This window comes from Micromonospora sp. NPDC004551 (assembly GCF_040609975.1).
Classification (GTDB): domain Bacteria; phylum Actinomycetota; class Actinomycetes; order Mycobacteriales; family Micromonosporaceae; genus Micromonospora.
This window is the reverse complement of the sequence record NZ_JBEXLM010000010.1, coordinates 26,935-47,314: the sequence shown is the minus strand read 5'-3', so window position 1 is coordinate 47,314 and position 20,380 is coordinate 26,935. Positions and strand designations below refer to the sequence as shown.

General features: G+C 71.7%; 14 protein-coding genes. 4 read left to right on the top strand and 10 right to left on the bottom strand.

Annotation, left to right across the window (positions count from 1 at the left end; all coding sequences use genetic code 11):
• Positions 1-46: 46 nt before the first annotated feature.
• Together ABZW14_RS14355 and ABZW14_RS14350 are read right to left on the bottom strand one after the other, a co-directional pair.
• A complete protein-coding gene (locus tag ABZW14_RS14355; RefSeq protein ID WP_355345230.1) occupies positions 47-1,216 on the bottom strand; it encodes a winged helix DNA-binding domain-containing protein in 1,170 nt (389 codons plus the stop codon).
• Positions 1,217-1,339: 123 nt separating this feature from the next.
• The gene (locus ABZW14_RS14350; protein WP_355345719.1) at positions 1,340-2,473 is read right to left on the bottom strand and encodes an epoxide hydrolase family protein; all 1,134 of its coding nucleotides are present in this window, start codon (positions 2,471-2,473) and stop codon (positions 1,340-1,342) included.
• 74 nt (positions 2,474-2,547) lie between these two features.
• Here ABZW14_RS14350 and ABZW14_RS14345 point away from each other — a divergent pair, with 74 nt between their 5' ends.
• On the top strand, positions 2,548-3,504 hold the full coding sequence (locus tag ABZW14_RS14345) for a YafY family protein (RefSeq protein ID WP_355345227.1): 957 nt from the start codon (positions 2,548-2,550) through the stop codon (positions 3,502-3,504).
• 256 nt (positions 3,505-3,760) lie between these two features.
• On the opposite strand, the gene ABZW14_RS14340 is transcribed toward ABZW14_RS14345, so the two are convergent.
• The gene (locus ABZW14_RS14340; protein ID WP_355345716.1) at positions 3,761-4,558 is read right to left on the bottom strand and encodes a response regulator transcription factor; all 798 of its coding nucleotides are present in this window, start codon (positions 4,556-4,558) and stop codon (positions 3,761-3,763) included.
• Positions 4,537-5,700 carry a histidine kinase gene (locus ABZW14_RS14335; RefSeq protein WP_355345224.1) on the bottom strand — a complete coding sequence of 388 codons (1,164 nt, stop codon included), beginning with the start codon at positions 5,698-5,700 and terminating at the stop codon, positions 4,537-4,539. The genes ABZW14_RS14340 and ABZW14_RS14335 overlap by 22 nt, the downstream gene beginning before the upstream one ends.
• A gap of 147 nt (positions 5,701-5,847) precedes the next feature.
• On the opposite strand from ABZW14_RS14335, the gene ABZW14_RS14330 reads away from it, so the two are divergent.
• A complete protein-coding gene (locus ABZW14_RS14330; protein WP_355345221.1) occupies positions 5,848-6,582 on the top strand; it encodes a hypothetical protein in 735 nt (244 codons plus the stop codon).
• Between the two features lie 98 nt (positions 6,583-6,680).
• On the opposite strand, the gene ABZW14_RS14325 is transcribed toward ABZW14_RS14330, so the two are convergent.
• The 4 genes from ABZW14_RS14325 to ABZW14_RS14310 form a co-directional block, all read right to left on the bottom strand.
• Positions 6,681-8,717 carry a 2-oxo acid dehydrogenase subunit E2 gene (locus tag ABZW14_RS14325; RefSeq protein ID WP_355345218.1) on the bottom strand — a complete coding sequence of 679 codons (2,037 nt, stop codon included), beginning with the start codon at positions 8,715-8,717 and terminating at the stop codon, positions 6,681-6,683.
• Positions 8,714-9,619, bottom strand: coding sequence for a thiamine pyrophosphate-dependent dehydrogenase E1 component subunit alpha (locus ABZW14_RS14320; RefSeq protein ID WP_355345215.1), 906 nt, complete (start codon positions 9,617-9,619; stop codon positions 8,714-8,716). The genes ABZW14_RS14325 and ABZW14_RS14320 overlap by 4 nt, the downstream gene beginning before the upstream one ends.
• Positions 9,616-9,849, bottom strand: coding sequence for an acyl carrier protein (locus ABZW14_RS14315; RefSeq protein WP_355345212.1), 234 nt, complete (start codon positions 9,847-9,849; stop codon positions 9,616-9,618). The genes ABZW14_RS14320 and ABZW14_RS14315 overlap by 4 nt, the downstream gene beginning before the upstream one ends.
• Before the next feature lie 66 nt (positions 9,850-9,915).
• Positions 9,916-10,941, bottom strand: coding sequence for a 3-oxoacyl-[acyl-carrier-protein] synthase III C-terminal domain-containing protein (locus tag ABZW14_RS14310; RefSeq protein ID WP_355345209.1), 1,026 nt, complete (start codon positions 10,939-10,941; stop codon positions 9,916-9,918).
• Between the two features lie 29 nt (positions 10,942-10,970).
• Between ABZW14_RS14310 and ABZW14_RS14305 the strand changes: the two genes are divergently transcribed.
• Positions 10,971-13,292 carry a lantibiotic dehydratase gene (locus ABZW14_RS14305; protein ID WP_355345206.1) on the top strand — a complete coding sequence of 774 codons (2,322 nt, stop codon included), beginning with the start codon at positions 10,971-10,973 and terminating at the stop codon, positions 13,290-13,292.
• Between the two features lie 13 nt (positions 13,293-13,305).
• Here ABZW14_RS14305 and ABZW14_RS14300 read toward each other — a convergent pair whose 3' ends face one another.
• Positions 13,306-14,538 (bottom strand): transposase, encoded by a 1,233-nt coding sequence (locus ABZW14_RS14300; RefSeq protein WP_355345203.1) that lies wholly within the window; start codon positions 14,536-14,538, stop codon positions 13,306-13,308.
• Positions 14,539-14,563: 25 nt separating this feature from the next.
• On the opposite strand from ABZW14_RS14300, the gene tnpA reads away from it, so the two are divergent.
• Positions 14,564-14,998: an IS200/IS605 family transposase gene (gene tnpA / locus ABZW14_RS14295; protein ID WP_355345200.1), complete on the top strand. Its 435-nt coding sequence runs from the start codon at positions 14,564-14,566 to the stop codon at positions 14,996-14,998.
• A gap of 21 nt (positions 14,999-15,019) precedes the next feature.
• Here tnpA and ABZW14_RS14290 read toward each other — a convergent pair whose 3' ends face one another.
• Positions 15,020-20,362: an amino acid adenylation domain-containing protein gene (locus ABZW14_RS14290; RefSeq protein WP_355345197.1), complete on the bottom strand. Its 5,343-nt coding sequence runs from the start codon at positions 20,360-20,362 to the stop codon at positions 15,020-15,022.
• Between the last annotated feature and the right edge of the window lie 18 nt (positions 20,363-20,380).

The window sequence follows — 20,380 nt, the reverse complement described above, 5'->3', positions numbered from 1 at the left end:
GCTCGCGTCCACGAGGCGACACCCACCGCGCTGCGCGTTGGCGTGGTCACGCATGGCCGCCGACGGTCACCGAGCCGATGGTCAGCTGTTGTCTGCCTTCCAGGATCGCCCCGATACGGTCCGCTTGGACGTCGAGGTCCCGGCGATGGCCAACGGTGAGCCTGGTCATCGGTTCCACCGTGATGTGCAGCGTGCGCCCGGAGCGGCGCAGGTGCCAGATCCCGGCGACCGTGCCGTCGACGAGCAGTACCGGGAAGTTGCCGGCCTGCCCACCGGACAGCGCGCGTTGCGCGGCCGGTCCAGGAAAGAGTTGCTCACGCGGGTGGCAGCCGACGGTGTAGGCGTCGAAGTAGGGCAGTAGCCGTACCCCATGGGGTGGCACGGATGCTGGCGCGGTGTCGCCGGCCACGTCCCAGGCCAGCGTGCCGGCGACGTCGACCTGGTGTAGTTCGCCGGCGAGGGAGTCGAACAACTGGGTCGCCCAGCGGCGAGGCGCGGACAGCCACTGCGCGAACTGCTGCGGTGTCGCCGGTCCGTACGCGTGCAGGTAGCACCGGACCAGACTCGCGAGGGCGCCGGATGCCGGTGCGGGCCGGAATCCGGGCAGCCACCGCTGCGGGCTGGTGTAGGTGACCTTCCGTCCATGGTTCGGGCCGAAACACAGTGCCCCACGGTGTGCGGCAAGGTGCATCGCCTGTCGCCAGCGCGGCCACATACCGCCGAACCCGGGCACGACCGGGTCGGCGGCCCATGAGCCGGTGCGGGCGAGCACCGCAGCGGTGAGCTCGTCGATGGTCAGTTCGGCGTCGGCCAGTGCCTCCGCGATCGCCGAGACGACCTGGTCGGTCTGATCTTCGCTAAGCCGCGCGCCGGCCGGAAGGCCGTTCGAGGACGGTGGCAACGCGCCAAGCGCGCCGGTCCACATCGGTAGGTCAGATGTCGGCAGCAGGTGCACGGTGCCGCGCGGCCCGAACGTCTTGACGAGGCTGCGTTCGGTCCACAGCGCGCCTCGAACGTCGTTGCGGGTGGTGCCGGGCACGCGTATCGCGATGGACACCTCAGCCGCGGAGAGCACTTGAGCGTGCGCTCCGCACATGGCGGCAACGGCGTCGGCCGGCTGGCCGGCCGCCGGGGCGGACAGTCCGTGCCGGTCGAGCCGCCGACTCCATACCTCGGGCCAGGACAGCCGCGGCACCATCGTCGGAAGGTGGGTCATCGGGTACGTCTCCCGGGCGTTGTGGATTCGGTTGGGCGTTGCAGGCTTCGGAGGGCCGCGGAAGGTGCCGTCCCGTAGCCCGGAGGGGTGGTCCGGGCGACGAGACGGCCGGCTCGGCTGCCGTCAGCGGTGCTTGCGGAAGAACTCGCGCACGTCGGCCACGAGGAGGTCGGGTGCTTCCAGGGCGGCGAAGTGGCCGCCGCGGTCGAACTCGGTCCACTGCACTACGTTGTGGTCGCGTTCGGCGAGAGGCCGGATGGTGATGTCGTTGGGGAAAACCGCCACCCCGGTCGGTACGGCCGAGCGTGGCCGGGCCTGGCCCCAGGTGCGGGCGTCTTCGTAGTAGAGGCGGGCGGCGGATCCGGCGGTGCCGGTCAGCCAGTACACCGAGACGTCGGTGAGGATCAGGTCGCGGTCGACGGCGTCCTCGGGCAGGGCGGCGCTCGGGTCGGTCCATTCCTTGAACTTCTCGACGATCCACGCCAGCTGGCCGACGGGTGAATCGGTGAGGGCGTAGGAGATCGTCTGCGGCCGGGTCGACTGGACGACGGCGTATCCGGCCATGTCCTGACCCCAGGTCGTCATCAGCGCGAGGCGTGCCTGGTCGGCCTCGGTGAGGCCGACCAGTTCGGCCGGATCACCGGAGGGGAAGGTGCCCAGGTTGTTGACGTGCACCCCGAGCACATGAGCAGGATCGACGCGGCCGAGCTCGGGGGAGACGATCGCTCCGGTGTCGCCGCCCTGCGCCCCGTACCGCTGGTAGCCGAGGCGGTTCATCAGCTCGGCCCAGGCGCGGGCCACCCGGTTGGTGTTCCAGCCCGGGGAGGCCAGCGGGTTGGAGAAGCCGAAGCCGGGCAGTGACGGGGCCACGACGTGGAAGGCGTCGGCGGGGTCGCCGCCGTGCCGCGCGGGATCGGTCAGCGGACCGATGATCTGCAGGAACTCCACGATCGAGCCGGGCCAGCCGTGGGTGAGCACGAGTGGCAGCGCGTCCGGCTCCGGCGAGCGCACGTGCAGGAAATGCACGATCTGCTCGTCGATCACGGTGGTGAACTGGGGAAACTGGTTCAGCCGTGCCTCGTGGGCGCGCCAGTCGTACGTGGTCTGCCAGTAGTCGGCCAGCTCTTTCAGGTAGTCCAGCGGCACCCCGGCCTCCCAGCCGCCCCCGGGCACCTGGTCCGGCCAACGCGTGTTGGCCAGTCGTTGGCGCAGGTCGTCGAGGCGGTCCTGGGGGATGTCGATCCGGTACGGGGTGATCTGTTCGCTCATGGACACCACGCTATGGGCCGGTTAGGACAGGTTCTGCCCTAGCATGCTGACAGACTTGCAGGATGTTGGAGACCTCCGCCCGACTGCTGCGTCTGCTCTCGCTGCTGCAGACTCCCCGCGATTGGACCGGCGCCGACCTCGCCCAACGCCTCGAGGTCGACGTGCGGACCGTGCGGCGTGACATCCAGAAACTGCGCGACCTCGGCTACCCGGTGCACGCCACCCCCGGCGCCGCCGGCTACCGGCTCGGCGCCGGCACGAAGCTCCCGCCGCTGCTGCTCGACGACGACGAGGCCGTCGCCGTCGCCATCGGGCTGCGTAGCGCCGCCAGCGGTGCGATCACCGGCATCGAGGAAACCTCGCTACGTGCGCTGGCCAAGCTCGAACAGGTACTGCCGTCGCGCGTACGCCACCGGGTCAACCTGCTGCACTCGGTCACCGTCACGGTCCCCGCCGCCGGCCCCACCGTGGACCCGGAGGTGCTGACCGTCCTCGCCGCCGTCTGCCGCGACCATCACCGGCTCCGCTTCGACTACCGCAGCCACGACGGCACCAACTCGCTCCGCGAAACCGAACCTCACCGGCTGATCCACACCGGCCGGCGCTGGTATCTGATCGGCTGGGACACCGACCGGCGCGACTGGCGCACCTACCGGGTCGACCGGATCCGCCCCCGCATCCCGACTGGCCCTCGCTTCGCGCCCCGACAGGCCCCCGACGTCGACCTCGCCAGCTACCTCACCCACGGCGTCTCCACCGCCCCCTACCGCTACCAGGCTCAGATCACGCTGCACGTGCCCGCCGCGACCGCCGCCGAACGGATCCCGCCGACCGTCGGCGTCCTTGAAGCAGTGGACCCGCACACCTGCCTCCTGCACACCGGATCCAACTCCCTCGACGAACTCGCCATCTACGTCGCGTCGTTCGGCTTCCGCTTTCAGATCCACGAACCACCCGAACTCATCACGCACATCCGAGACCTCGCCACCCGACTCACCGACGCCGTCGACCGACTGTGAGCATGGCGGGGTCGGCTCGGCCTGGTGACGACCTGATCGGCGGGGGCCGGCCATCGCGGTCCGGCCCCGGCGAGCGCGGCCACGTCGACCGTGCCCGTGGCGGCCACGAACCAGGCTCGCGCCGCGCCCTTCCAGCCGACGGCCCGGATATCGTCCGCTCAGGGACCTGGCGCGGGCTGGACACCCCACTCCTCCCCCGGGCGACAGTGTGCGTCAGCTCGGGTTTCGGGAAAGCGGGGGAAGCGCCGGCTGACGCTCACAGTAATTCGGCGTCGTGCACCAGAAGAGCGATCTGCACCCGGTTGTTAAGCTCCAGCTTGGTCAGCAGCCGCGAGATGTGCCCCTTCACCGTCGGCACGCTCATGCCCAACCCGGCGGCGATCTCGGCATTTGAGCGACCCTCGCCGACGAGCATCACCACGTCCCGTTCCCGTCCGGTGAGGGCCGCCAACCGATCCCGCGCACGTTCCCGGCGGCTCCCCGCAGCCGGGTCCGCGATGTGATCGATCAGCCGACGGACGACCGCGGGGGAAAGGATCGCCGCCCCGTCGGCGACGGTGCGGATCGCGGCGAGGATCTCCCGGGGCGGTGTGTCCTTGAGCAGGAAACCACACGCACCGCCGCGGAGCGCATCCAGGACATACTCGTCGGCGTTGAATGTGGTCAGCACGATGATCTCCGGTGCGTGCGGTCGTGAACGAATGCGGCGGGTGGCGGCCAGCCCGTCGACGCGGGGCATCCGGACGTCCATGAGGATCACGTCGGGCCAGTGCGCGTGAGCCATTGACACAGCCTGCGCGCCGTCGCCCGCTTCGGCGACCACCTCGATGTCGGGTGACCCACCGACGAGGATCCGGAGTCCGGCCCGCACCAGCGGATCGTCGTCCACGATGGCCAGCCGGATCGGGCGCTGGCGGGAGTCCGACCCGGCGGACGGCAGTCCGCCGGCCGCGTCCGGCGCAGTGTGCCAGCACGGCACGGACAGCGGGCTGTGGGCAGCGGGTGGCGCGCCGGCGGGAGGACGGCCTCCGCTCATTTCGGCCACGGCAGCCAGACCTCGAGCCGGTACTCCCCGCCCTCCGGGCCGCATTTCACCCGGCCACCGGCCAGAGCCACTCGCTCGCGGATGCCGAGCAGTCCCATTCCACCGAGCCGGCCGGCGCGCCCGCTCGTATCCCCGTGTGGGTTGACCACGACGATGCGCAATCCCGCACCGGCCCGGCCGGTCAGCCGGATCGCGGCGCTCGCGCCGCTGCCGTGTTTGCGGGCGTTGGTCAGCGCCTCCTGCGCGATCCGGTAGACGGTCCGCCCCAACACCACCGGCGGTTCATCCCCGGCCACCTCGTCGGCGAACTCGACCCGCATCCCCGCTTCGCAGGCGCTCGCCACCAGGTCGGGCACGTCGGCGAGGCCGGGCTGCGGCGGCTCCGGCCGATCCGCGACGCCGACTACGGCCCGCAGTTCCTCCAATGCCTCGTGCGCGCTGGACCGGATCGCCCCGGCCGCGATCGCGATCTCGTCGGGTCGCGCGTCGGCACGCACCTCGAGTGCGCCCGCGTGCAGAGTGATCAGCGACATCCGGTGCGCCAGCACATCGTGCATCTCCCGCGCGATCCGGGCCCGTTCGGTGAGTCGCGCCTGATCGACGCGCAGTTGCTGCTCGGCCTGCAACCGCGCGGCATGCGAGCGCAGCGCGGCGGTGAGCCGCCGGTAGGCCCGCACGAACTGGCCCCAGCCGATCGCCGCGGCAGCGGTCACCGAGCGGAACACGACGTCCACCCAGACCGAGAACGGCGCATCGTTCTGAAGCAGAAAGTAGATCACACCGGTGTTCACGTGCGCCGCGCCCAGCGCGAACAGCAGCCGGGCCCGGTAGCGGATCGCCGCGGTGAACAGCGCGACCAGGATCGGTCCGGTCGCCGTCACCGCGATCGCACCGAACGGCAGCACCGCGAGCAGGACGGCCAAGGGCCACCGCCGCCGGAACATCAACGCGCTGGCGCAGACCACGCCGAGCAGCACGTCGACCGGCCACGGAATCGCCGCGCCGGCCGCGGTCGCGTCACCGATCGGCATCATCACCAGGCCGTAACCGAGCGCCATGACGACCGCCACGATGTCGGCCAGACGATTACGCGCCGCGGCCCGGCCGCTTGCCGGGTCCGGCACGAGCAGCACGAACAGCGCGGCGGCCATGTCGGCAGCCTAAGCGGCGCGGCTGGAAGGCGACACCGACCAAAGTAGGGCAACGACCGGATCCTCCGGCTCGTGCGGAGTCCCATCCTCATCGGCGATTGTCATCAATGCCAAGGCAGCGATGTGAATGATCCGCGGGAGGTAGATGTGACCGAGACGATCGCCTGCACGCTCCGGCGTGCGGCCGGGACACGGGGCCGCCGGGTCCTACTTGGGACGACGGCGGGGGTCGGGGCTCTTGCCGCTGCGGCGCTCACGGCCGGACTTCCACCCGCCGAGCGCACTGTCGCCAACGTCGCCGAGCAGGTGCACACGATGATTTCCGTCCCGCTGCCATTCATCGGTGTCCTGCTGGCAAACGATCTCCGCAGGGCCGCCGCCACACGGGTACTGCCGACCCTCGCCACCGCGGCGCTGATCGCTGTGGCCGCTGGGCTTGCCGGCGACGCGTTCTCCTTTGCCGCCCTGGCCGCATCGGAGTCCACCGCGCGGGACCCGTGGGCGCACGCCGGCGTGATCGCCGTGGCGGGTGTGCTGGTGCAGGTGCTCGCGCAGTTCGTCGGCACTGGGCTGGGGCTGCTGATCGGGCGGCCGGTCTGGGCCTGCCTGGCGACGATCGTGTTGCCGCTCGGCGCATACGCACTGCTTACGCCGCTGGGCGCTGCCCTCGACTGGCTCACCCCGTACGCCGTCCTGCAGGAGGTGCTCCCCGGATCAGCGGGGGCTGCGGGGTGGGTGAGGTGGGTGATCGTGGCGCTGCTGTGGGGGGTGGCCCTTAACGCGGTCGGCGCCATCCTTCTGCCGCGTCGCACCGTCCGACGTGCGCTGCAGGCGGTCGGCTCGCAGCGACGGGCCGACGTCACCGGTGGTGAGCGGACCTGATCAGTGAGCTGGGGGCAGGTCGGCGGCGGTGTCCTTTGACACAGGCCCCGAGTGCCCGGGCGTGCGCGGTGATGACGCTCGTGCGGGGCGCCACCCGGTCACAGTTGCAGGGCGGCGCTGAGCGCGGCCAGGTACGCCCCGGCCTGCGCCCCGTTGACCAGCCGGTGGTCGTAGGCCAGCCCGAGGTCCGCCACCATCCGCTCGCGGACCTCACCGCCGGCGCCCAGCATGACCTCGCGGTGCACGTCGGGCACCGACAGGGCACAGGTGACGCCGGGCGGGATGATCGGCTGGGCGTAGCTCACGCCGGGAGTGTTGTTGAGCGCGACCAGGAAGTTCATCCCGGCCATGTCGTCCTCGCGCAGCCGGTTGCGCAGCGCCTTCATCCGCAGTTCGACCACGGCGTCGGCGAGGTCGCCCAGGTCCAGCTTCGCCGCGTCGCGGATCACCGGCAGGAACAGTCCGGTGCCCACGTCCACGGTGAGCCCGACCGACGGGTGTGCCGCGTCGATGACCCGGCCGTCCCCGGTGAGCTGGGCGTAGAGGGCGGGGAACCGCTCGTGCAACGTGGCCACGGCAGCGATGACGACCTCGGTCAGGCTGACCTCGGCGCCGGTCTCGTCGGCGGCCCGGCGCGCGTACGCGAGGGCGGCGGTCACGTCGGCCCGCACGGCGGTGAAGGCGGCCGGGATCTCCCGGTGCGAGGCCGCCACCACGTCGGCGATGCGGCGTTGCGACGGTGGCAGCGGCCGCCCCGGCAGCGCCGGTTGCGTCACCCCGGACGGTTCAGCGGCCGGGGGCGCCGCAGCAGGGTGAGCGCCGGCGGGCAGGATGTGACCGATGGTCGAGCCCGGTGCGCAGTCGACCCCGGCGGCGAGGTCCTGACGCAGGACGCCCGCGTGCGTCGCCGTCAGCTCCTCGATCGCCTTGGAGGTCTCGACCTCCGCGATCACCTGTCCGATCTCGACGGTGGCGCCGGCCGGCACCAGCCACTCCAGCAGCACGTAGCTGTCGTCGTTGTTGTTGAGCTTGGGGAGGCTCACCGCGACGCCGTGCTCCGCCGCCCGCGCCTGGCGCAACCTGGTCAGCGGCGAACGGGGCGCCGGAGCCGTACCAGGGCGTTCGCCGACGGAGGGGTGCATGATGCGTTCCAGGATCGTGTCCGCGCCGAGCAGGACCGGCCGTTCCAGGTGCGGTGCCGCCGGAATGATGCCGGCGGCCGAGTTGACGAGCTCGATCGGCCGACGCAGCAGCGGCCACGCGGCGGCGTAGAGCCGGGTGGCGACCTCGCTCCCCCAGGTGCCGCCGGTCGTGCTCTCCTCGGCGACGATCACGCCGTCCGCGCCGTCGAGCAGGCCGAGCACACTGTCGACATCGAAGGGGTAGAGCCGGGCCGGGACCAGCACCTCGACGTTGCGTCCCTGCTCCCAGGCACTCCTGGCGGCGGCGATCGCCCGGTTGGCGACCCCGCCAGGTGCGATGACCAGCGTCGGTGCGGCGGCGGCAGCCGGATCGTGGACACGGGCCCAGTTGCGGTCCGCGCCCAGCAGCTCGAAGGCGAGGCGGTCGTCGACGCGGTTGTCCACGTACCGGCGCTGGGTGTAAAGGATCTTGTCTTCGAACAGCATGGACGGCTCGCCGCGGCGCAGCGCGGCGGCGAGCACGTCGGCCGCGTCGTGCAGTGGCGACAGCTCGAAGAGCGCGAGGTGCGGGATGCCGATGAAGTGCTTCTGCACACTCTGGCTGTGCGTCGGGCCGTAGCCCCGCCCACCGCCGACGGGGCAGCGGATCAGGACCCGCATCGGGGTGTGCTCGCCATACATCGCGACGGACTTGGTGAGGAAGTTGATGATCTGGTCGAAGGCGAGGCCGACGAAGTCGCCGAACATGATCTCGACGATGACCGTGTCACCGCAGAGCGCCAGGCCACCCGCGACGCCGGTGATGCCGTTCTCGCTCAGCGGCGTCGACAGCACCCGCTCCGGGTAGGCCGTCGACAGACCCTGGGTGACCTTGAAAGCGCCGCCGTAAGGGTCGACGACATCCTCGCCCAACAGCCAGGCCCGCTCGTTGGCGGCGAACAACTCGTGCAGGGCGCGGTTGAGGTTCTGGCTCATGCGTTCGGCGCGCGTCACGCCACGCCTCCGCTCACCAGGGGCCGGGCCAGCACCGCGGCCGAGATCTCCGCGACCCGCTGCCGGGCCCGCGCGTCGGCGGCCGCGAACTGCGGCGGGTACGCGGCCGCGTACCGCTGCAGCCAGTCGAGGTGGCGCAGCCGGCGAACCTCGTCGGCCGGGCGGGAGTCGTCGCCCTTGCTGTGCGGGCCGAGCCGGACCGTGTGCTGCACCAGCACGTGCGGCTGCCGGGTGGCGCGGACCCGCTCGATGTGCGGCGCGGCGGCGGCCCGCACCTCGTTGAGGTCCAGCGAATCCGACTCGCTGAAGGTGATCCCGAACCCGGCGACCCGGCCACCGATGCTCCCCGCCAGCTGCTGTGTGGTCGGGGTGGACTGGGCGATCCGGTTGTGCTCGACCACGACCAGCAGCGGCACCCGCCACAACTGCGCCATGTTGAGCGCCTCGTAGACCGCGCCTTCGCCCCAGGTGCCGTCACCGATGTAGGTCACCACGATCGCGTCCTGCCCGGTGCGGTTGAGGTGCAGCCCCACGCCGACCGCGGCGGGCAGGCTCTCCCCCTGCACGCCGGTGGACAGGAACCGATCCCGGCGCAGGTGCTGGCTGCCACCGTGCCCACGGCACACCCCGCCCTCCCGGCCGAGCAGTTCCGCCAGCAGGCCGTCCGGGTCAGCGCAGTGGGCCAGGTAGTGCCCGTGCCCCCGGTGGTTGCTGAACACGAAGTCCCCGGCCAGCAGCGGGGCCAGAGCGACCGGGATGTATTCCTGGCCGAGGCAGGTGTGCGTGGTGCCGCTGAGGTGGCCGTCGGCGTACAGGCGCAGCAGTTCCTCCTCGAAGCGGCGGATGAACAGCCCGGTGTCGAGGTCGGCGTCGCTGAGCGGAGACGGCGCGGCGGAGGTCATTCCTCGACGCCTCGCCGCGCGAGAAGCTCGCGCAGGTCCGCCACCGACCGAACGGCCCGGATCTCCCGTGGCGTGATGGCGATCCCGTACGTGTCCTCGACCGCCGCGACGATTTGGAGGTGACGCAAGCTCACCCAGGCCGCTGTGGTCGCGGGACCGGTCTGCGCGTCGACCTCATCGACCGGCAACGCGAGCACGTCGGCGACGAGCCGCACCAGGCGACTGGCCATCCAGTGTCCCTCTCCACAACGGATATCCGGCGGCAGCGGCGGCGCGCCGTCAAAACCGATCGACGCTCACACCTCGACGATGGTACAGGCCCAGTGCATGCCCCGGCCCAACGAGATCAGCGCGACCCGGTCGCCCTCGCGCAGTTCACCGGCGGCGAGCAGGCGGCTCAGTCCGAAGAGCTGGTCCGCCGCACCGAGATGCCCGTGCTCGGCCGCCAACTCCCGGTTGGTACGCGCCAGCGGCACCCCGTGCGCCTCGGCCAGGGACGCCATGGCCCGCTCGTTGTCGCTGACCAGGATCAGGCGCGCCAGGTCGGCGACCTTTACCTCCGCCCGCTCGCAGGCCCGCTCGGTGACCCGCACGGCCCGCTCGTCGAGGTCCCGGGCGAACTGCTCGAACTGCTCGGCGTCGTAGTCGAAGAACTCCATCACGTGCCACACGTCGCGGGCGGCAGGCGGCTCGGCACCAAGGCCGAAGGGCTCCGCCGCGCCGCCCACGTCGAGCCGGTAGAAGGCGGCGTAGCGGCCGTCGGTGGCGGCCTCCGTGGCGAGCCAGCGCAGCCGGGAATGCCCGCGCCGGGCCACCGTGGCGACCGCGCCGTCGGAGAAGACCATCGGCTGCGTGTCCATCCGGTTCCAGTACGCCTCACAGGTCCGGTTCGCGGCCACCACCACGGCGCTGGCGTACCGCGGGTGGGTGGCGAACTTGCCCGCGACCGTGTCGAAGCTGAGCACACCCGTCGTGCACGCCTGAGTGAGCAGCACCGCTTCGGCGTTGACCGCCCCGAGCCGGTGCGCCAGGTCGGCGGCGGCGTCCCAGTAGAGGTACTCGGTGAGGTCGGTGACGGCCAGCACCAGCAGGTCCACCTCCGCGGCGGCGAGCGCGGCGGCGTCGAGGGCCTGGCGGGCGGCCCGCTCGGCGAGGTCGGTCAGGCCGACCTCCGGCGCGCTGCGGTGCACCTGGCGGTAGCCGTACCCGAGGACCCGGTGCACGTCGTCGGTGTACTGCCCCACCACGTCCGCCACCGGTACCGGATCGCCGAGCGCCTCGCCGAAGGACACCAGCCCGAAGCTCATTTTCGCCCGTCCCACCGCAGGTCCTTGATGCATACCATTGCCGGATGCCCCGAGAGCATCTCACGCCGCTGGCCGGAACCCCGTGGCACGTATGGCGCTCAGCGCTGCTACGGTCGGCCGGATTTCCGGTGGCCGGGATGCTGCGGTTCGCCGCGCCCGCGCTCGCGGCAGCCGCCGACAGCTATCTCAGCGGTGCCTGTGGCGCGGACGCCTTCGCGGCCGCGTTCGACGCCGCCGCGGCGGACCTCGGCCAGGCCGTCTACGACATCGCCTGCGACGACACGTTCCGCACGGCGCTGGCCTGGCAGAATCCGGCCGTCCTGGTCGCGGTCGACGCGATCCGGCGCGACGGCCCGCACGCCCCGCGTAATCTGCGCCGACGGCACCGCGAGGAGGCCATCGCGAAATACTGGCAGCGGTACTGCCTCAAGAACGACACCATCGGTTTCTTCGGTCCCATCTGCTGGACGGAGCTTGGCGGCCCCGGTGCCGTCGCCACGGTGCGCCCGGGTGCGGCTCTGACGCGTACCCGCCGCGTTTTCCTGGAGCGGTGGGCGCTGGACGCGCTCGGCGAGGCCTTCGCCCGCGCGGAGGGCGTGCGGGACTGGCTGCCGGTGCGGCTGGCGCCCCAGCTGACGCTGCGGGACGGGGTGCTGCTGCATCCGCACCGCGCGCCGCAGGCGCTGCCGGCGGCGGCGGCCGCGCTGCTCACCCTGGCGCAGCGGCGATCGTGCGTCGCGGACCTCGCCTCCGCGCTGGTCGCGGACCCGGCGAGCGGGTTCCGCCGCGCCGCCGACGTGTACGCGCAGCTCGACGACCTCGCCGAGCGCGGCGTGCTGCGCATCGGGTTCGACCTGCCGATCGACCTCACCGCCGAGCAGGTGCTGCGCGAACAGCTCGCCGCGATCGGCGACGACCTGGTCCGCGAACGGGTGCTCGGTGAGCTGGCCGCCATCAGCGCGTTGCGCGACGCGGTGGCCGCCGCCGACGGCCCGGAGGCCCTGGCCGCGGCCATGTCCGCACTGGAGCGCAAGTTCGTCGAGCTGACCGGTCAGGCCGCGCGGCAACACCCCGGCGAGGTGTACGCCGGGCGCACACTGTGCCACCTGGAAACCGTACGCGACCTGGACATCAGCTTCGGTGAACCGCTGCTGGAACGGCTTGCTCCGCTGGAACCGCTGCTGCTGTCGGCCCGGTGGCTGACGGCGGCGATCGGCGACGCGTACGCCGAAGCGTTGGCGGCCCTCTACCGCGACCTGTCGGCCGATTCGGCCACCGCGGACGTTGCCCTGGCCGACCTGTGGTTCCTGGCTCACGCGGTCGTGTTCGGGGCCGACCCGCCCGGCGCCGCCGTCACCGCGGATTTCCTGGCCCGCTGGGCGAAGGTGCTTGGCCTGGCCGACGTCGACGCCGACGCCCGGGAGCTGCGGCTCGGCGCCGCCGAGCTGACCGAGCGGGTCGCCGCGGCGTTCCCGGCCACCGCGCCCGGCTGGGCCGCCGCCCGGATTCACAGCCCCGACGTGCACCTATGCGCCCCGGACGAGGCGGCGCTGCTGCGCGGAGACTTCACCGTCGTGCTCGGCGAGCTGCACATTGCTCTGGCCGCGTTCGACACGCACTTCTTCGCCTACGGGCACCCGGAACCGCACCGGTTGCGCGACGCCATGCGGGCCGACCTGCCCGAGGGCCGGGTGCGGCTGCTGGCTCCGGTGGACTGGCCCCGGCACACGGCCCGCATCGCGGAATGGCTGCACGGACCGGCCGACGCGCAGCTCGGCTTCGTCAGCGCCCCCGGCGCCGACCCGGACCGCCTCGTACCGATCACCGACCTCACCGTGCGGCCCGAGGCCGACGGCAGCCTGCGGGTGCACGCGGTCGACGGGCGGCAGTGGCCGCTGCTGGAGGTGTTCGCGCCGCTGTTCGACCATCAGGTGTTCGACACGTGGAAGCTAGCCGGGAACGCTGGGCACACCCCACGGATCACCGTCGACGACCTCGTGCTGGTCCGTGAGACCTGGCGCACCACGGTCGGCGACACCGGGCTGCACACGGTGAAGGGCGAGCGGGAACGCTACCTCGCGGTGCGGCGCTGGAGGCTCGCCCTCGGCCTGCCCGAGCAGATCTTCGTCCGGGTCGACACCGAGCTGAAACCCAGCTTCATCGACCTGACCAGCGGCGTCTACACCCGGCTGCTGTGCACCCTGCTGCGCGGCGCACACGCCAAGGGCGGCGACGGGGTCGGGCTGACCATCACCGAGCTGCTGCCCGGCCCGGGCGACGCCTGGCTGACCGACGCGGCCGGCCAGGCGTACGCCTCGGAACTGCGGCTACAGATCGTCGACCCGGTGCCGGCGCAGGTGCGTTGACATCCTCTCCGCCCTAAAGGGCGGAGATTCCCTCCATGCTGCGCGTGGACCGCGCGGCATCCGGGTGGGTTACCGCTTCGCGGCGCGGTGCCGGGATGGGACCCGGTCTTACCTGCGCTCCACGGTCGTTTCGACTCTCCGCCTGTCCGGCGGCGAGCACGTTGATTGCGGCGTTGGCGTCTCGGTCGTGGGCTGCTCCGCAGGGGCAGTTCCACGCTCGGACGTTGAGTGCCATCTTGTCGTTGATTCGGCCACACTGGGAGCACATGCGGGTCGACGGGAAAAATCGGTTCACCCGCCCGAAGGTGCGTCCGTGCCGGGCCGCTTTGTACTCCAGCAAGGCGGTGAAGCTGGCCCACCCGGCGTCGTGGACGCTTTTGGCAAGCCGGGTCCGGCCGATACCGGCGACGCACAGATCCTCGACGTACACCGCTTGGTTCTCGCGGATGATCGCCGTGGACAGTTTGTGTTGCCAGTCGCGCCGGGTGTCGGCCACGCGGACGTGTGCCCTGGCGACCTTCACGACGGCCTTCTTGCGGTTGCTGCTGCCCCGCTGCTTGCGGGACAAGTCCTGTTGCAGCCGCTTGAGTTTGCGGGCCGCCCGGCGCAGGAACTTCGGCGCGGCCACCTTCGTGCCATCCGAGAGGACCGCGAAGTGCGTCAGGCCCAGGTCGATTCCGACCTCCGAGTCCAGCTCTGGCAGCAGCTCGTCCCCGGTCTGGACGACGAACGAGGCGAAGTGTCGCCCGGCCGCGTCCCGGATGATCGTCACGCTGGACGGGTCCGAGGGCAGCGACCGGGACCAGCGCACCGTCACGTCGCCGATCTTCGGCAGCCGCAGGCGGCCGTTGTCAAGCACCTTGAACCGGGAGTTTTTCGTGAACCGGATGGCCTGCCGGTTGTCCTTGCGGGACCGGAACCGGGGCGGGGCCACCTTGCGGCCCTTGCGCTTGCCATTGATCGAGGCGAAGAAGTTGCGGTACGCGGTGTTCAGGTCCGCGAGAGCCTGCTGCAACACCACGGCCGACACCTCGCCCAGCCACGCCCGTTCCGGACTCGCCTTGGCCTGGGTGATGACCCGCTTGGACAGCTCGGCGTCCGAGACGTACGGCAGGCCTTGCTCGCGGGCTTCCTGCCGTGCACGCAGCCCGTCGTTGAACACCACCCGCGCGCACCCGAACGCCCGAGCCAGCTCGATCTGCTGGCCGGGCGTCGGATACACGCGGAACTGGTAACGGAGCTGCACACAGCGCACGGTACCATGTTGGTCTATGGCCGAATCTCAAGGCATTCGCACTGGCAGGCACTGCGTTTTCGCAATGCACGTCCACTTGGTTTTCGTGACGAAGTTCCGGCACAAGGTGTTCGCCGACCGGCATCTGACCCGGATGGAGGCGATCATGCGGGACGTGTGCACCGACTTCGAGGCAGAGCTGGTCGAGTTCAACGGCGAGAACAACCACGTGCACCTGCTGGTCAACTTCCCACCCAAAGTCGCGGTGGCCCGGCTGGTCAACAGCCTCAAGGGCGTCTCCTCACGGCGGCTGCGGCAGGAGTTCCCCGACCTCGTGCATCATTACTACCGGGCCAACAAGCTGTGGTCGGGCTCGTACTTCGCCGGGTCGGTCGGCGGGGCACCGCTGAGCGTCGTGAAGCAGTACATCGAGCAGCAGAACCGTCCCGGTCAAGGCACTGCTCCGGCCTAGCGGCCCTCCCAGCGCGGGCCTTCACCCCCGGCCTGAAGGCCGGAGCACTGGCCCGCATTCCGGTAGCCACTCGGTCGCATCCGCCGGAGCGTCGGGGGTCTCGGTGTCGAACAGGCGCAGCCGGCGCCGGCCGTAGGCGCCCAGCGACACCACGGCCAAGGCCAGCCCGGACACGACGAAGGCGAACCCGAGCCCTCGGCCGGGACCGGTCCCGATCAGGGCGCCGACGCTGTCGGCCAGTGCGCCGCCCGGGGCGAACATCGGCTCCAGCACCGACCCGCTCAGCGGCACCAGCACGGCGAAGCCCAGCGGCAGCGTCGCCCAGGTCAGCGTCTGGATGATCGCCAACACCCGGCCGTGGAACCGCTGCGGCACCTTCACCTGGATGATCGCCAGGTAGATGCCGTTGTGCAGGCCCAGTCCCAGTCCCACGCCGAAGCTGCCGATCGCGACCAGCACGAGGTTCGGGCGTACGCCGCTGAGCACCAGGCTGATCGCGACCCCGAACGCGATCGCGATCAGGGCGGCCATCCGGCGTCTGGTCGGCCCACCCCAGGCCGCGATCACGAGTCCACCCAGCACCGCGCCCAGCGCCTCGGCGAACGCGACCGTGCCGACCTGGCCCATCGTGCCGAACGCGAGCACCATCGGCGGCACCAGCAGCAGGCTGGCCAGGCAGAGGTTGTAGAGGGAGAAGAAGCCCAGCATGCTCCGGAACCCCGGCTGCGCCCACGCCATCCGCGCGCCGCCGGTCAGCTCGGCCAGGAACGGCTCCTTGCGGCGGCGGCCGAGCAGCTTCGGGAACCTCACCACCGCGAGCACGCTCATCGCGACCGCGTAGCTCACGATGTCGATCAGGAGGATGCCGGTCAGGTCGATGGCCGCGAGCAGGCCCGCCGCCAGCAGCGGCACCGCCAGCGAGCTGAGCCCCACGGCCAGCTGGGCGATGCCGTTGGCGTGCCCCAGGTAGCGCTTCGGCATGACCTGCGGGATCGCGGCCAGGTAGGTGATGCGTTGGAACACCGACGCCGCGCCGAGCACACAGACCAGGGTGTAGACGGCGGCCAACCCCAGCTGATCGGTCCACAGCAGGGTTGCCAGCAGCGCCTCCGTGGTCACCGCGGCCGCGCACGCGGCGAGCAGCACCTTGCGCCGGTCGAACCGGTCCGCGACGGCGCCGGCGACCGGCAGCGTCAGCAGCGCCGGGAGGTAGGCGATCACCCCGGACAGGCCGAACGACAGCATCGACCCGGTGGTCAGGTAGACCCAGACGGGTACGGCCCACTGGGTCAGCGCCGAGCCGGTGGCCGAGATCAGCTGGCTGGCGGTGAGCGCCAGGAACCGGCGTACGCCGGGCTGCACGTCGGTGCCGGCGGTGACGGGGTCGGCGCTGGTGGCGGCCAGTTCCCAGCCGTCACCGGCGAGCCGCTCCGCGGTGGCCTGCGCGGCGGGGGGCTCGGCCAGGCGCAGATGGGTCTGGGTGACCACCTCGGCGAGCGCCTTGGCCCGCTGCTTGATGAAGTAGTGCCCGGCCTGGTCGAGGACCACCAGCGCGGTGGATTCGCCGAGCAGGCTCCACTCGCGGTAGCGCTCCTCGTAGTACTCGGTGAGCATGTCGTGGGTGCCGACGACGGAGATCACCGGCGCGGGCACCTGGACGGGCTCGGCCTCCAGCCACTCGGTGAACTTCTCCTGCGCCTCGGCGGCCTCCCGCCGCACGTGGTGGACGAACCGGTCGACCTGCGCCTGGTCCAGGTCTGCCAGCTCGGCGCCGATCGAGCGCAGGAACGTCTCGTAACGCCGGTCGGCGCCACGGGAGTCGACCCAGTCGACCAGGCGGCCGAGCATGTTGTCCGGCCGGGCCGTCGGGAACACGCCGCCGGCGTAGATCGCGTCGATCGGGCGGCCCTGCTCGTGCAGCCGCCGGGCGATGCCGGTCAGCAGGGCGCCGCCGACGCAGTGGCCGTACAGGACCAGCGGGCCGTCCACCCGGTCCTGGATTTCGGCGACGCACCGGTCGACCAGCTCGTCGAAGGGCAGCTCCGCGTCGCTGACCCCGACGTCATGGCCGGGGACTGCCACCGAGAACAGCGTGTGCCCGGGCGGCAGTTCGTCCGCGAGCGGCTGGTAGATGCTGGCCAGCCCGCCACCGTAGGGTACGCACACGTAGGAGCGCACCCGCTGCCCCGCCGGGACCGGCTTGGTCAGTTCGTAGAGCAGCGGTCGCCGGCGCTCCCGGTCGGCCGGGCCGTCGATCAGCGCGGCCAGCCCCTGAACGGTCGGGTGCTGGAACACGTCCATCACGCCGACGTCGATGTCGCCGTACGCGTCGCGCAGCCTGGCCAGCATCCGTATCGCCAACAGCGAATGCCCGCCCAGTTCGAAGAAGTCGTCGTCGAGCCCGACGTCGCTGACCCCCAGCACGTCCTGCCAGGCGGCGGCGATGGCCTGCTCGACCGGGGTGACCGGTGGCCGGCGCTCGGCGGTGCGGCTGTCGTCGTGCCCGGGCGCGGGTAGCGCGGCGGTGTCGAGCTTTCCGTTGGCAGACAGGGGCAGTGCGGCCAGCGGCACGAACGCCGACGGCACCATGTATTCCGGCAGCTGCCGCTTCAGCGCATCCCGTAGCGCCGCCTGGTCCAGGCTTTCGGTGCCTGCTGTCAGCGTCACGTACGCCACCAGGCGCTGTTCGGCGGGCGTGGCGCCGCGTACGACGACGGCGGCGGAGCCGATGCCCGGCTGCTCGCGCAGCACGGCGGCGATCTCCCCCAGCTCGATCCGCAGGCCCCGCAGTTTGACCTGGTCGTCGATGCGGCCGAGGAACTCCAGGGTGCCGTCGGTCCGCCAGCGGGCCAGGTCGCCCGTGGCGTAGAGCCGACCGCCGGCGCCGTGGAACGGGTCGGCGACGAACGTGCGGGCGGTGAGTTCGGGGCGGTGCAGGTAGCCGCGGGCCACCTGCACCCCGCCGAGGTGGAGCTGCCCGGCGACGCCGACCGGCACCGGCTGCAGAGCCTGGTCGAGCACGTAGGTGCGGACGTTGCGGATGGGCCTGCCGATCGGCACCCGGGTGACCCCGGCCAACGCGGTGGGCGTAGCCGCCCAGGCGGTGACGTCGATCGCGGCCTCGGTGGGCCCGTAGAGGTTGTGCAGCGCGGCGGCCGGGAGGGCGGCCACGGCCCGGCGGGCGAGGTCGAGCGGCAGCTCTTCGCCGCTGCACACGATCCGTCGCAGCGACCCGCACCTGGCGAGGTCGGCGGTACCGGCCGTGGCCAGGAAGGCGTCCAGCATCGACGGGACGAAGTGGACGGTGGTGATGCGCTCCCGTTCGATTAGATCCCGCAGGTACGCCGGGTCGCGGTGTCCGCCCGGCTGGGCCAGCACCAGCCGCGCACCCACGGTGAGCGGCCAGAACACCTCCCAGACCGACACGTCGAAACCGATCGGCGTCTTGTGCAGGACGGCGTCGTCGGGTCCGAGTCCGAAGGTGTCCTGCATCCAGTCGAGCCGGTTGACGATGCCGGCGTGCTCGTTGATCACGCCCTTCGGTCGCCCGGTGGACCCTGACGTGTAGATCAGGTACGCGACGTTGCCCGGCCCGGCGGTGGTGCCCGCAGCGGTGTCGGGCTCGTCCGGGCCGGTCAGCGGCAGCACGACGCCCGGTACGGCCAGCCCTTGCGGCGCCTCGTCGGCCAGCAGCACCTCGGCACCGGCATCGGCGAGCATGTAGGCCAGCCGCTGGGCCGGATAGTCCGGATCCAACGGCAGGTAGGCCGCACCGGCCCGGTGGATGCCGAGCAGCCCGGCGACCAGGCGGCGGGAGCGGGGCTCGTGGATGGCGACGATCGACTCAGGGCCTACGCCGTGCGCGATCAGCCGCCGTGCCACCTGCTCGGCGGCGGCGGACAACTCGGCGTAGGTCAGCCGGGTTTCGCCGTCGACCAGCGCGATCGCGTCCGGGGTACGCCGGGCCTGGTCGTCGAACAGCTCCGCCAGGGTGGTCTGGCGCACCGGGGCGTCGGTGGCGTTCCAGCCGGTCACGACCTGGGCGCGCTCGGCGTCCGACATGATCGGCAGCGCGCCCACCCTGGTCCGCGGCGCCGCGGCGGCGGCCGCGAGCAGCAGCAGGTAGCGGTCCGCGAACGCCTCCATGGTGGCGGCCTCGAACAGTGCGTTGTTGTACTCCAGCCGCAGCTCGTTGCCGGCGATCTCCAGCGACAGGTCGTCCATGGCGCCGCCGAACGCCTCACCGCGGCCGGTCGGCAGATGGTGGAAGGTGACCTGATACAGCGGCGGCACGCCGGGGTCGCGCCGCACCGCCAGTTCCTCGACGAGCTTTTGGAACGGCATGTCCTGGTGGTCCCACGCATCGAGTACGACGTGGCGCACCCGGCGGACCAGGGTCAGGAACGGCGGATCACCGGAGACGTCGACCCGCAGCGTCAGCATGTTCATGAACATGCCCAGCAGCGGCTCCAACTCGGCACGGTCGCGGCCCACCACCGGCATGCCGACCACGATGTCGTCGCTGCCCGACAGCCGGTGCAGCAGCGCGACATAGGCCGCCAGCTGCACCATGAACGGGGTCGCGGCGGCCTGCTGGGACAGCTCGGGTAGCGCCTGCGCCACGCCTTCGGGCAGGGTGCGACGGACGTCGCCGCCGTTGAACGTACGGGCCGGCGGGCGCGGACGGTCGGTGGTCAGCGTGTGCACGACGGGCAGGCCGGTCAGCGTCTCCCGCCAGTAGTCGCGCAGCTGGCCCCACCGAGGGCCGTCGAGGCGATCGCGTTCCCAGGCGGCGTAGTCGGCGTACTGGATGGGCAGGTCGGGCAGGTCCGGCGTGCGGCCCGCGACGGCGGCGGCGCACAGCTCGGTCAGCTCGGCACGCAGGTTGAGCAGTGAGGTGCCGTCGAGGATGACGTGGTGCCCGGCGAACAGCAGCCACCAGGTGTCCGCGCCGAGCCGCAGCAGCCGCGCCCGCCACAGCGGCGCGCGGTCCATCGACAGGTCGAGGCGGGCGTACTCGGCGACGATCTCGGCGCGGGCGCGTTCCCGGTCCGGCTGGGTTAGCCCGGACAGGTCGGTCACCGGCAGCTCGATCGGCACCGCGGGGTGGATGTCCTGGTAGAGCTCGCCGTCGCTCAGGCGCAGGGTGGTGCGCAGGGCCTCGTGCCGTTCGGTGACCGCCCGCAGCGCGGCGAGCGCCTGCTCCGGCCCCGCGCCGGGTGGCAGGGTGACCGCGTCGGTCATCGTGAACAGCGGCTGCCCGGGGCTGAGCTGGGCGGTGAACCAGACCCGCTCCTGGGCGTAGGAGGCGGGGACGGTGTAGACGTCGCCCACCGCCGTGAGGTCGTGCCGCAACTCGGTCATGCTGGGTTCTCCTCCGCA

Coding starts and splice junctions, on each gene's coding strand:
- ABZW14_RS14305 (WP_355345206.1), top strand. CDS start 10,971: ATGCCCCGAGAGCATCTCACGCCGCTGGCCGGAACCCCGTGGCACGTA.
- ABZW14_RS14320 (WP_355345215.1), bottom strand. CDS start 9,619: ATGACCTCCGCCGCGCCGTCTCCGCTCAGCGACGCCGACCTCGACACC.
- ABZW14_RS14355 (WP_355345230.1), bottom strand. CDS start 1,216: ATGACCCACCTTCCGACGATGGTGCCGCGGCTGTCCTGGCCCGAGGTA.
- tnpA (WP_355345200.1), top strand. CDS start 14,564: ATGGCCGAATCTCAAGGCATTCGCACTGGCAGGCACTGCGTTTTCGCA.
- ABZW14_RS14335 (WP_355345224.1), bottom strand. CDS start 5,700: ATGGCCGCCGCGCTGTTCGTGCTGCTCGTGCCGGACCCGGCAAGCGGC.
- ABZW14_RS14315 (WP_355345212.1), bottom strand. CDS start 9,849: ATGGCCAGTCGCCTGGTGCGGCTCGTCGCCGACGTGCTCGCGTTGCCG.
- ABZW14_RS14345 (WP_355345227.1), top strand. CDS start 2,548: ATGTTGGAGACCTCCGCCCGACTGCTGCGTCTGCTCTCGCTGCTGCAG.
- ABZW14_RS14290 (WP_355345197.1), bottom strand. CDS start 20,362: ATGACCGAGTTGCGGCACGACCTCACGGCGGTGGGCGACGTCTACACC.